The organism is Desulfuromonadaceae bacterium (assembly GCA_019429445.1).
Lineage (GTDB): Bacteria > Desulfobacterota > Desulfuromonadia > Desulfuromonadales > JAHYIW01 > JAHYIW01.
This window is the reverse complement of sequence record JAHYIW010000045.1, coordinates 1-11590: the sequence shown is the minus strand read 5'-3', so window position 1 is coordinate 11590 and position 11590 is coordinate 1. Positions and strand designations below refer to the sequence as shown.

At 53.3% G+C, this 11590-nt stretch carries 10 protein-coding genes and 1 tRNA gene; 5 read left to right on the top strand and 6 right to left on the bottom strand.

Features of this window, described 5'->3' with window-relative positions:
• From carB to pyrR, 5 genes are all read right to left on the bottom strand, one after another.
• Positions 1-2353 (bottom strand): carbamoyl-phosphate synthase large subunit (carB, locus tag K0A93_13065; GenBank protein MBW6513019.1); only part of this gene is annotated, 2353 nt, incomplete at its 3' end.
• A 24-nt stretch (positions 2354-2377) separates the two neighbouring features.
• Positions 2378-3508, bottom strand: coding sequence for a glutamine-hydrolyzing carbamoyl-phosphate synthase small subunit (gene carA / locus K0A93_13060; protein ID MBW6513018.1), 1131 nt, complete (start codon positions 3506-3508; stop codon positions 2378-2380).
• Positions 3509-3560: 52 nt separating this feature from the next.
• Positions 3561-4835 carry a dihydroorotase gene (locus K0A93_13055; protein ID MBW6513017.1) on the bottom strand — a complete coding sequence of 425 codons (1275 nt, stop codon included), beginning with the start codon at positions 4833-4835 and terminating at the stop codon, positions 3561-3563.
• 36 nt (positions 4836-4871) lie between these two features.
• On the bottom strand, positions 4872-5804 hold the full coding sequence (locus K0A93_13050) for an aspartate carbamoyltransferase catalytic subunit (GenBank protein ID MBW6513016.1): 933 nt from the start codon (positions 5802-5804) through the stop codon (positions 4872-4874).
• Between the two features lie 16 nt (positions 5805-5820).
• Positions 5821-6357, bottom strand: coding sequence for a bifunctional pyr operon transcriptional regulator/uracil phosphoribosyltransferase PyrR (pyrR, locus tag K0A93_13045; GenBank protein ID MBW6513015.1), 537 nt, complete (start codon positions 6355-6357; stop codon positions 5821-5823).
• Between the two features lie 403 nt (positions 6358-6760).
• Here pyrR and gap point away from each other — a divergent pair, with 403 nt between their 5' ends.
• The 5 genes from gap (at position 6761) to K0A93_13020 (ending at position 10377) form a co-directional block, all read left to right on the top strand.
• Positions 6761-7762, top strand: a complete 1002-nt coding sequence (gene gap, locus K0A93_13040; GenBank protein ID MBW6513014.1) for a type I glyceraldehyde-3-phosphate dehydrogenase — start codon at positions 6761-6763, stop codon at positions 7760-7762.
• A 74-nt stretch (positions 7763-7836) separates the two neighbouring features.
• Positions 7837-9027, top strand: a complete 1191-nt coding sequence (locus K0A93_13035) for a phosphoglycerate kinase (protein ID MBW6513013.1) — start codon at positions 7837-7839, stop codon at positions 9025-9027.
• 23 nt (positions 9028-9050) lie between these two features.
• Positions 9051-9812, top strand: coding sequence for a triose-phosphate isomerase (tpiA, locus tag K0A93_13030; protein MBW6513012.1), 762 nt, complete (start codon positions 9051-9053; stop codon positions 9810-9812).
• A gap of 83 nt (positions 9813-9895) precedes the next feature.
• On the top strand, positions 9896-10225 hold the full coding sequence (gene secG, locus K0A93_13025) for a preprotein translocase subunit SecG (GenBank protein MBW6513011.1): 330 nt from the start codon (positions 9896-9898) through the stop codon (positions 10223-10225).
• A gap of 65 nt (positions 10226-10290) precedes the next feature.
• A tRNA-Leu gene (locus K0A93_13020) sits at positions 10291-10377 on the top strand.
• A gap of 725 nt (positions 10378-11102) precedes the next feature.
• Here K0A93_13020 and K0A93_13015 read toward each other — a convergent pair.
• The coding region (locus K0A93_13015) for a hypothetical protein (GenBank protein MBW6513010.1) at positions 11103-11590 on the bottom strand (488 nt) is incomplete at its 5' end.

Sequence of the window (11590 nt, the reverse complement as noted above, 5' to 3'; positions counted from 1 at the left end):
CGGAATCACCGGAGTGTACTCCGGCCATTTCGATATGTTCCATCACCGCCGGGACAAAAGCATCGACGCCGTCACAGATGGCATCGGCTTCGGCTTCGAGCGCATTATCGAGAAAACGGTCGATCAAAATTGGACGTTCTGGCGCAATATCCACCGCTTTTTGCAGGTATTCGCGTAACATCTCTTCGTCATGGACGATTTCCATCGCCCGACCTCCGAGCACATATGAAGGACGGACGATCAACGGGTAACCGATACGGTTGGCAATTTTGAGTGCCTGATCCAGGGTACTGGCCATCCCCGACTCGGGCTGCGGAATGTTGAGTCTGTTCATCATCGCATTGAACTGTTCCCGGTCTTCTGCCATGTCGATCGTCTGCGGACTGGTACCGAGAATCCTGACCCCGGCGGCCTGTAATTCAGCGGCAATATTCAACGGGGTCTGGCCGCCAAATTGCACAACCACCCCTTCGGGCTGTTCCTTATGATAGATCGACAGCACATCTTCGACCGTCAGTGGTTCAAAGTAAAGCTTGTCCGAGGTGTCATAATCGGTGGAGACGGTTTCGGGATTACAGTTGACCATGATCGTTTCATATCCGGCATCGCGCAAGGCGAAGGCGGTGTGAACGCAGCAATAATCAAATTCAATCCCCTGCCCGATCCGGTTCGGACCACCGCCCAATACCATGATTTTTTTCCGGGTGCTGACCGGCACGGTGTCGGGTGCGTTGTATGACGAGAAATAATAGGCCGCATTTTCGACCCCGCTGACCGGCACCGCTTCCCATGCCTCGCAGATTCCAAGAGCCAGTCGCCGCTCACGCACCGCCGTTTCAGGCAGGGCGAGGATCTGCGCCAGATAACGATCTGCAAATCCATCCTCTTTGGCTTGACGCAACAACGCGTCGGGAGGGAGTTGTCCACTATGCGCCAGGAGTTGTTCTTCGCGTTCTACCAGTTCCAGCATCTGCTGCAAAAACCAGACTTTAATACCGGTACGCTGTGACAGGAAGCCGATGTCCGCCCCTTTGCGCAACGCCTCGTAAAGAATGAATTGGCGCTCACTGCTCGGTTCGACCAGCAGGTCCAGCAGTTCATCAAGCGATTTGCGGTTGAAATCTTTAGCAAAACCAAGACCATAACGCCCATTTTCAAGGGAGCGAATCGCCTTTTGCAGCGCTTCCTTATAGTTCTTGCCAATACTCATGACCTCACCGACCGCACGCATCTGAGTGCCGAGCTGATCCTTGACCCCTTTGAATTTTTCGAAGGCCCAGCGCGCGAACTTGACGACCACATAGTCACCGGAGGGGGTGTACTGATCAAGAGTACCATCACGCCAGTAGGGGATTTCATCAAGGGTCAGCCCCGCTGCCAGCATGGCGGAGACCAGTGCAATCGGAAAGCCGGTCGCTTTCGATGCCAGCGCTGACGAGCGCGAGGTGCGCGGGTTGATCTCGATCACGACAACGCGACCACTTTGGGGATCATGCGCAAACTGGACATTGGTGCCGCCGATCACCTCAATGGCATCGACGATGCGGTAGGCATAATCCTGCAATCGCGCCTGTAACGCAGCGCTGATGGTGAGCATCGGTGCAGTGCAAAAGGAATCACCGGTGTGAACCCCCATGGCATCGACATTTTCGATAAAACAGACGGTAATCTTCTGATTTTTGGCATCGCGCACCACCTCCAGCTCCAGCTCTTCCCAGCCGCGCACCGATTCTTCGATCAAAATCTGGCTGACCGGACTCAAAGCAAGGCCACGTGAGGCAATGTCTTCAAACTCTTCGAGATTATAGGCAAAACCGCCACCAGTGCCGCCCATCGTATAGGCCGGACGAATGACCACCGGCAGACCGGTCCGCTCAACGATTTCACGCGCCTGATCAAGATTGGTGGCAATGTCACTACGCGCAGTTTCGATCTTGAGTTGCGCCATCGTCTGTTTAAAGGTTTCCCGGTCTTCACCGCGCTTGATGGCAGCGAGATTCACCCCGATCACCTGAACCTGGAATTTGTCGAGCACCCCGGCTTCGGCCAGTGCCATCGACAGATTGAGCGCGGTCTGACCGCCCAGATTAGGTAACAGGGCATCGGGGCGCTCTTTGGCGATAATTTCGGTCAGGCTAGAAACGTTGAGTGGCTCAATATAGGTCGCATCGGCCAATCCCGGGTCGGTCATGATCGTCGCCGGGTTCGAGTTGACCAAAACAATCTGGTAACCAAGTTTACGCAGCGCCTTGCAAGCCTGGGTGCCGGAGTAATCGAATTCACAAGCTTGACCGATAATGATCGGGCCGGAGCCGATGATGAGAATTTTTTTGATGTCGGTGCGTTTGGGCATATGGTTTCCTTTTCTGATTTACGATCAACGCGATGAACGTTCATCCTGTTGCATCAAATCGATAAAACGGGCGAAAAGATAGTGTGCATCATGCGGCCCAGGGGAGGCTTCAGGGTGGTACTGTACCGAAAAGGCGGGGTACTTTTTATGCGTGATCCCCTCAACCGTCTGGTCGTTCAGATTGATATGACTGACCTCAATGTCACTCTCCAGCGTTGCCGGATCAACGGCAAAACCATGATTCTGCGCGGTAATTTCAACCCGCCCGGTAGCTTTATCGAGAACCGGCTGATTGCCGCCGCGATGGCCGAACTTGAGTTTGTAGGTATTTCCCCCAAGCGCGATGGACAACAGTTGATGTCCGAGGCAGATACCGAAGATCGGCACCTTGCCCAACAGCTGGCGAATCGTCTCCTGAGCGTACCTGACCGGCGCCGGATCCCCTGGGCCATTGCTCAAAAAAACGCCATCCGGCTCCATGCTCAGCACCTCGTGCGCGGGAGTGGTCGCCGGCACGACCGTCACCGCGCAGCCGTTGGAGACCAGCTTGCGCAAAATGTTGCGTTTGATGCCAAAATCGTAAGCAACGACCTTGAAACGCGCTGTATCTGGGGCGACCGCATAACCCTCACCAAGAGTCCAGACCCCTTCGTCCCAGACATAGGGTTGTGCACACGTAACCGTTCTGACCAGATCCTGACCAACAATCGATGGTGCCTGACGGGCTTTAGTGACCAGACTGTCAGCATCAAGATCAAGGGTTGAGATAACTCCGGTCTGGGCACCCTTGTCGCGGATGTGCCGAACCAGCGCGCGGGTATCGATCCCCTCCATGCCAACAACATTGTTCTCTTCAAGATAGGCATCGAGGGTCTTTTCGGAGCGCCAGTTGCTGGGAAAGTTGCAGTTCTCCTTGATCACGAACCCGGACAGATGAGGCCGGGCAGATTCAACGTCCTCACGATTGATCCCGCAATTGCCGATCTGCGGATATGTCATCGTGACGATTTCACCCGCGTAAGACGGATCGGTGAGAATCTCCTGATAGCCGGTCATGCTGGTATTAAAGACGACCTCACCGTAAACCTCGCCCGTTGCGCCAAAGGCGTTGCCGTAAAACACTTGGCCATCGGCAAGCGCCAGTGCTGCTCTCATGACATTAATCTCCTGATGTTATACATAAGATAATAGAGTTTAACTCTACGTATTATCGACTAAAAACTATCTTACCACCGACAATGGTACAGGTCGCCGCACCCTTCATTTTACGTCCGGTGAACGGCGTGTTTTTGCTTTTTGATTTCAGCTCTTCGCGCACCACGATCCACTCCAGTGATGGGTCGATAACGGTTACATCCGCCGGAGCAGCAATGTCCAGCGTCCCGCGAGGAATGTTGAGCGCGTGAGCCGGACCGCAACTCAGCAACGCAACCGCACGCGGCAAATCGATTGTCCCTGCGGCGACCAGCTCCAGCGTTAGCGGCAGGGCCGTTTCCAGCCCGACGATGCCGTTCATGGCGATACGGAACTCGACATTCTTCTCGTCGATATGGTGCGGAGCATGATCGGTAGCGATGGCATCGATGGTGCCATCTGCCAGTCCGGCGCGAATTGCCGCGACATCTGCGGCGCTGCGCAGGGGCGGATTCATTTTGGCGTCGGTGTTGTACCCGCGCACCGCCTCATCGGTCAAGGTGAAATGGTGCGGAGTCGCTTCACAGGTTACGTTGACCCCACGCGCCTTGGCCTGACGGACAATTTCAACTCCGCCTTTGGTCGATATGTGCGCCACATGCAGACGTCCACCGGTGAATTCAGCGAGCATCACGTCGCGTGCCGTCATGGTATCTTCAGCAACCCAGGGGATCCCCTTCAGACCAAGTTCGGTGGCCACAAAACCATCGTTCATGACCCCCTCCCCGACCAGCGACAGATCTTCGGTATGAGAAACAACCGTTATGCCGAATGAACGGGAATATTCCAGGGCGCGACGCATGACCTCACCGTCACTGACCGGTCGACCGTCATCAGAGACCGCCAGGCATCCCGCTTCCTTGAGTTCCCCCATCTCGCTGAGGGTCTCCCCGGCCATTCCTTTGGTGATGGCACCGATCGGAAAAACGTTGCAATAGCCATCGTTTTTCGCCCTATTGATCATATATTGGGTAACCGCTTTATTATCATTCACCGGTTTGGTATTCGGCATACACGCCACCGAGGTAAAACCACCGGCGACCGCCGCTAACGTGCCGGTGATAATATCCTCTTTGTACTCCAGCCCCGGATCGCGCAAATGGACATGAATATCGATCAGCCCCGGGGTAACCAGCTGACCGCTGGCGTCAATGACGTGATCAGCCGCGTTGGTGTTGATCGTTGCTTCAATAGCAGTGATTTTGCCGTCCTCGATCAGCAGATCCGCAACCTGGTCAAAATTTCGAGAGGGATCGATAACTCTGCCGCCTTTTATCAGGATTTTCATAGTAGTCCTCACCTATGTTTTGCAAATAATGTCAATTTATTCGACGGCCTGCTCGCCACCGCTAACCAGATAAAGTAAAGCCATGCGCACGGCAACCCCGTTTTCTACCTGCCCGAGGATGACGTTCTGCGGCCCGTCGGCGACTGCGGAAGAAATTTCCACACCGCGGTTCATCGGCCCAGGATGCATGACAATCGCATCCGCTTTGGCGAGTTTGAGCACGTCATCGTTCAACCCGAAAAAGCGTGCATATTCGCGCAAGGTCGGTAGCAGCGTCAACCCCTGCCGTTCCAGCTGAATCCGCAGCATCATCACCACATCAGCATCCTTGATCGCTGCGCGGATGTCATAATGGACGGTGGCTCCAAGACGTTCAATGCCGCTCGGCATCATCGTTCCGGGACCGGCCAGGTGAACATCAGCACCCATTTTATTCAGGGCGTAAAGGTTCGAACGCACCACGCGACTGTGAGCGATATCGCCAACAATCGCGACTTTCAAGCCATCAATTTCACCCTTATGCTGACGCATCGTCAGCATATCAAGCAATGCCTGACTGGGATGTTCATGCGCGCCGTCGCCGGCATTGATTACGGAGCAATGCAGCCGCTCGGCAAGATAGTGCGGCGCACCGGAATGACCGTGACGGATCACGATAATGTCCGGATGCATGGCTTCGATATTGCGGGCGGTATCTTCGAGGGTTTCCCCTTTGGTGACCGAAGACGTTGAACCGGAGATATTGACAGTATCGGCAGAGAGCCGTTTTCCGGCAATCTCAAAGGACAAACGCGTCCGCGTGCTGTTTTCGAAAAAGGCGTTGATAATCGTTTTACCGCGCAAGGTCGGTACTTTTTTGATTGACCGCGTATTGATCTCACGAAAACTTTCTGCGGTATCCAGGATCAACTGGATATCCTCGCGGCTTAAATATTCGGTACCGAGGATGTGCTTGTGGTTGAATGCCATGAGTATTGACCTCCCGTCAGGATTTGATCAGCCGCACTTCAAGCGGATTACGTTCCCCATCAAAAACCACATCGATCTTTTCATTGATCGCTGTCGGCAGATTCCGCCCGACAAAATCGGGGCGAATCGGCAACTCCCGATGTCCCCGATCGATCAACACAGAAAGCTGAATCGCGCGCGGTCGGCCAAGATCCATCAAGGCATCCATCGCCGCACGAATGGTGCGCCCGGTAAAGAGCACATCATCCACAAGGACGATCTTCATATCGTCAAGAGAAAAAGGAATTTCTGTCTTGCCGATCGGCTTGCCACCACGCGAATCGAGATCGTCACGATACATGGTAATGTCGATCGTTCCGAGTGGCACCTCGATATTTTCGATCGCGGCAATCTGGCGAGCCAGCAGTTTGGCAAGATCGTCACCACCACTGCGAATGCCCACCAAAGCAACATTCTTCACCCCCTTGTTGCGTTCGATAATCTCGTGCGCAATCCGGGTCAGGGCGCGGCGCACACCGGCTTTGTCCAAAATCAAGGTTCCCTGTTCAGCCATCGCAAATCACCTCCGATAAATGGTTTCCAAGACAAAAAAATACCTCTCCACACCATAGTGAAAAGGTATCCGACTGCTCTTTTAATTGTTCTACGTCTGGCACGTTCAAGGCTGGCCACCTTTGTCAATCTCTCGGGACTGATTTAAAAGGGACAAAAGATAAAAGCTGAAGGTATTGAAAATTTTGGAGACTATATCAGCACCATCCAGGCAAGTCAACGGCAAACAGAAGTCATGTTACAATCAGTTCTCAACCGTGCCGGAACCAGGGGGGGGTGAACCAGGTGAGGAAGTTGGGCTAAAAAGTCTTGACCAGCGGCCGTCAATTCGCTATCATCCGCTGATTTTAATTTGCTAAACAACTTTTTTCACGTCCAATTTTCTTGTTCAGGGAGGCTTAAAAATGGCAGTAAAAGTCGCAATTAACGGCTTCGGTCGCATCGGTCGCAACTTCTTCCGGGCGTCATGGCAGGATCCTGAGGTAGATGTTGTCGCTCTTAACGATTTGACGGATGCCAAAACCCTCGCACACTTGCTCCAGTACGATTCGGTACACGGTATTTTCAAGGCTGAGGTGTCGGCTGACGGCGATGCCATTGTCGTTGACGGCAAGCGGATCAAGGTCATTAAGGAACGTGACCCTGCCAACCTGCCGTGGCAACAACTCGGTGTTGAAACGGTGATCGAATCAACCGGATTTTTTACTGACAAAACCTCCGCTGGCAAGCACCTTGCGGCTGGCGCTCAGCGCGTCATTATCAGTGCTCCGGGGAAAGATGTTGATCTGACGGTCTGCATGGGGGTTAACGAAGCCGATTATAACCCGACAACTGATCGGGTGATTTCCAACGCATCGTGTACCACCAACTGTCTGGCCCCTGTGGCCAAGGTACTGCTGAAGGAGTTCGGTATCGTTAAAGGCATGATGACAACGATTCACTCCTATACCAACGACCAGCAAATCCTTGATCTGCCCCACTCCGACCTGCGCCGTGCCCGCGCCGCCGCAGTTTCGATGATTCCGACCTCAACCGGAGCCGCCAAGGCGGTCTCGCTGGTCCTGCCGGAATTGAAAGGAAAACTTGACGGCATGGCGGTGCGCGTGCCGACGCCGAATGTTTCGCTGGTTGACCTGGTTATCGAAACAGAAAAAGAAACCACAACCGAAGCGGTCAACGCCGCACTCAAGGCGGCGGCCAATGGCCCACTGAAGGGCATCCTTGCCTACACTGATAAACCGCTGGTGTCCTGCGATTTTAACGGTGATCCGGCATCTTCGACGGTTGATGGTTTGTCGACCAACGTTATCGGTGGCAAGATGGTCAAGGTTCTGTCCTGGTACGACAATGAATGGGGCTACTCGAACCGGCTGTATGACCTGGTCAAATATATTGCCAAGAGATAAATTCTGTTAAACATTCGAGGGGCAGGGTAGCGTACCCTGCCCTTTTTATTTTTTATGGAGAAATGTGTACCATGTTGAACAAACTGAAAGTCACCGACCTGGACGTTGCCGGTAAACGGGTTTTCTGTCGCGTTGACTTTAACGTTCCACGTGATAACGAGGGCAATGTAACGGACAATACACGGATTATTGCCACGCTGCCAACCATTCAGATGCTTATCGAGCGCGGCGCCCGGGTTATTCTGGCCTCACACATGGGCCGTCCGAAGGGGATCCCGCAGGAAGCATTCAGTTTGCGCGGGGTTGCACCGCAACTGGCTGATTTACTAGGCAAACCGGTGGCCATGGCTCCGGACTGCATTGGCCCGGAGGTCGAAAAAATGGTGGCGGCAATGCACGTCGGCGATGTGTTGTTGCTCGAAAACGTGCGCTTTCACAAGGGCGAAACTGATAATGATCCTGCATTTGCCAAACAACTGGCAGCATTGGCTGATGTCTATGTCAATAATGCGTTCGGCACGGCCCACCGCGCCCATGCGTCAACCGAAGGGATTACTCATTTTCTGCCGCAATCGGCCTGTGGCCTGCTCCTTGAAAAAGAGATCCACTACCTTGGGCAAGCATTGTCTGGAGCAAAAAAACCGTTCGTTGCAATCCTCGGTGGTGCCAAGGTAAGTGATAAAATCCCGGTGATTGAAAGCCTGCTTGACAAAGTCGACATTCTGTTGATCGGTGGCGGCATGGCCTACACCTTCCTGAAAGCCAAGGGGTTTGATGTCGGCGCATCGTTAGTCGAGACGGAGCGACTGGAACTGGCGGAGCGGCTGATGATTCAGGCCGCGGAAAAAGGGGTTGAATTTTTGTTGCCAACCGACCATGTTATTGCTGATCGTTTCGCCGCCGACGCTCAATCTAAAATTTGCGCCAACGACGATTTTGCCGACGACTGGATGGCGCTTGATATCGGACCGCAGACCATTGAGTGCTATGCCCATGTTTTAGCCACCGCCGCGACGGTGATCTGGAACGGCCCGATGGGGGTTTTCGAATTCCCGGCTTTTTCCAAAGGGACCTTCGCCATAGCCAGAGCGCTGGCAGAAGCCGATAATGTTTCAATCGTCGGTGGAGGTGATTCGGTTGCCGCGGTTACTCAGGCAGGGTTGAGTGACCGTATGACCCACATCTCCACCGGTGGTGGCGCATCACTTGAGTTCCTCGAAGGCAAACAGCTGCCAGGGATTGCCGCCCTGTCAGACTGTAAATAATCGTTCAGCAGGAGTATACCACTATGCGTAAACCGATCATCGCCGGAAACTGGAAACTGCATAATACCATCCCGGAAGCCCTTGATCTTGTCGAAGCACTCAAAAAGGGGCTTGCGAATCAGACCCGTGTTGACGTTATTGTTGCCCCCGTTTTTACTGCTTTAACAGCGGTTGCCGACGCGACGAGCGGTACGGGAATTGCCGTTGCCGCACAGAACTGTTACCCGGAGGCCAGCGGCGCATTCACCGGTGAAGTATCACCCGCCCTGCTCCGTGGAGTCGGTTGTAAATATGTGATTATCGGTCATTCCGAACGGCGACAACTGTTCCACGAGAGTGACGAATTTATCAACAAAAAAATTAAAGCGGTTATCGCCGGAGGGCTTGCGGCAATCTTGTGTGTCGGGGAAACCCTTGAACAACGTGATAGCGGCGCGATGATGGAGATTCTTCACGATCAGGTGCGCAAGGGACTTGCCGGTCTCACGGCGGTTGATATGCAGCAGGTCGTCATTGCCTACGAGCCGGTCTGGGCGATCGGAACAGGCCAGACCGCGTCAGCCGATCAGGCGGAAGAGGTACATTCTTTCCTGCGCGGAACTCTCGCCGGTATTTTTGACAAGTCAACCTCGGAGCAAACCCGCATCATCTATGGTGGCAGTGTCAAGCCTGACAATATCGATGGATTGATGGAACGCGCTGATATCGACGGGGCACTGGTCGGTGGAGCAAGCCTGAAAGCGGCCGATTTTTTGAGCTTGATTCATTTCATACAGCCCGAATAAGCTTTTCACCTTGTTCGGGGATGGCCTTTATGTTAAAGTGCGCGACCCTGCAAAGACCAAGTTAAATAGGAGTTTATTTCTACATGACCACACTACTTATCGGATTGCATGTTGTTGTTTGTTTTATGCTCATCGTCATTGTGCTGCTCCAGGCCGGAAAAGGCGCTGAAATTGGTGCTTCGTTCGGTGCTGGCTCCAGCCAGACAGTGTTCGGCGCCTCCGCCGGCAAAAGCTTCATGACCCGTTTAACCACCATGACCGCAGTTATCTTCATGCTGACCAGCCTGACACTGGCTTATTTCTACGGTAAACCGGGATCAAGCAGTGTCATGCCTGAGAGTATCTCCCCCCCTGCTCAAGAGTCATCGCTGCCGACGGCTCCGGTCCCCGCGCCGCCCTCAACCAAAGAATAATCGGGCACAAAATCGGGCACAAAACGGTTGACAGCTTTTGGTTAAATCAGTATAAATACATCCGCGCCGAAGTGGTGGAATTGGTAGACACGCACGCTTGAGGGGCGTGTGTTCGAAAGGACGTGCGAGTTCGAGTCTCGCCTTCGGCACCAATCAGTTAATAATCGAAAGCAGTCCAGATAAATCATAAAAAACCCGCCTGATCAGGCGGGTTTTTTACTGTCCAACTATTTTTTCCAGCCAACCATCTTCACCCCACCCTGCCCTTCTATCCTGCTCCGTTCCGGTCACGCATTGCAGCCTCTTGTGGTTTTCAGGCCGAGCCAATGAAAACGTCTTTGCTCCGCCAACAGGTCTTTTTTCTTCAAGAACTCATTAACCTCTGATAAAGTGAGGCGGTTCTGAAAGCGTAACATGTGGCCGTTCTGGTACGAAACGAGGGGCCTCTTCCCGCCTTTGTGGTTGTCCCTTTGCATACAGCTTGATGCGTCTGGTCAGCCGACACAAAAGATTATCGAGAAACGCCGCCGGGCTGATTTCATCACGCCGATTCCCACACCGAAAAAACGCAAATCGGCTGGCGAACAACGGACTGTGATTCCAAAGAGGTAGATGAGAATATAAAGTTGGCTGCGTCTTTAGGCATAACAGGAACTCCGTCGCTTATTCTTCCCGACGGACGATTACGAGTAGAAATCTACCCAGAAAATGATCTTATAAGCTTGATTGATGGGAAAATGTAAATCTCACTATATTTTTAATCGATAAATTTCTTTAACCCATCCCCAACTTTTTTAATCCATAGTATGTTTTTATCAGATTTAATTCTTAGAACCCATCTTCCGGGATAGTTTTATTAAACAGTCAAATATCATGCTCATTCCACCTTCACCTGGTAAGTAACCGTCCCGGGTGCCGATCCGTCAAGGGAGCCGGTAAAAGTCCACTTGATCGCGCCCGGCGACCCTACAGGCGGTGAAGCCGAAACCTCACACGACGAGAGTGAAGACGGTAGGGGCGAGCCGCACAGGGCCAACTCATAGAGAGTAGTGAAGGCCGGAGTGGAGTCGTTGACCACCAGGTTGTTGATTGAATGAACGCCGTTGTTGAGATAGGTGATGCGGTATTCAAGCACTTCCCCCTGCTTGGCCGTGTTCATGGTCGCCCACGGTTCGCTCCTTGTGACATTGCGCACCTCCTTGGTTAACAGCAGGGCCACGTCGCTGACGATGGTGAGATCCTGGTGCGTATAGCTGCCGGTCAGTGCGGGGTTGGCGTTGGTGTAGTTGAAGTTGGCCTGGATGGTTACCAGGTTCGAGGCGCCCGGCGGCGCTTGGGCCGGGACGAACTCCTGCACGATCAGAC

What these genes read in the sequence shown, in the direction of transcription:
- pyrR (MBW6513015.1), bottom strand. Translation starts at nt 6,357, where the DNA reads ATGGCTGAACAGGGAACCTTGATTTTGGACAAAGCCGGTGTGCGCCGC.
- gap (MBW6513014.1), top strand. Translation starts at nt 6,761, where the DNA reads ATGGCAGTAAAAGTCGCAATTAACGGCTTCGGTCGCATCGGTCGCAAC.
- carA (MBW6513018.1), bottom strand. Translation starts at nt 3,508, where the DNA reads ATGAGAGCAGCACTGGCGCTTGCCGATGGCCAAGTGTTTTACGGCAAC.
- K0A93_13055 (MBW6513017.1), bottom strand. Translation starts at nt 4,835, where the DNA reads ATGAAAATCCTGATAAAAGGCGGCAGAGTTATCGATCCCTCTCGAAAT.
- K0A93_13050 (MBW6513016.1), bottom strand. Translation starts at nt 5,804, where the DNA reads ATGGCATTCAACCACAAGCACATCCTCGGTACCGAATATTTAAGCCGC.
- tpiA (MBW6513012.1), top strand. Translation starts at nt 9,051, where the DNA reads ATGCGTAAACCGATCATCGCCGGAAACTGGAAACTGCATAATACCATC.
- secG (MBW6513011.1), top strand. Translation starts at nt 9,896, where the DNA reads ATGACCACACTACTTATCGGATTGCATGTTGTTGTTTGTTTTATGCTC.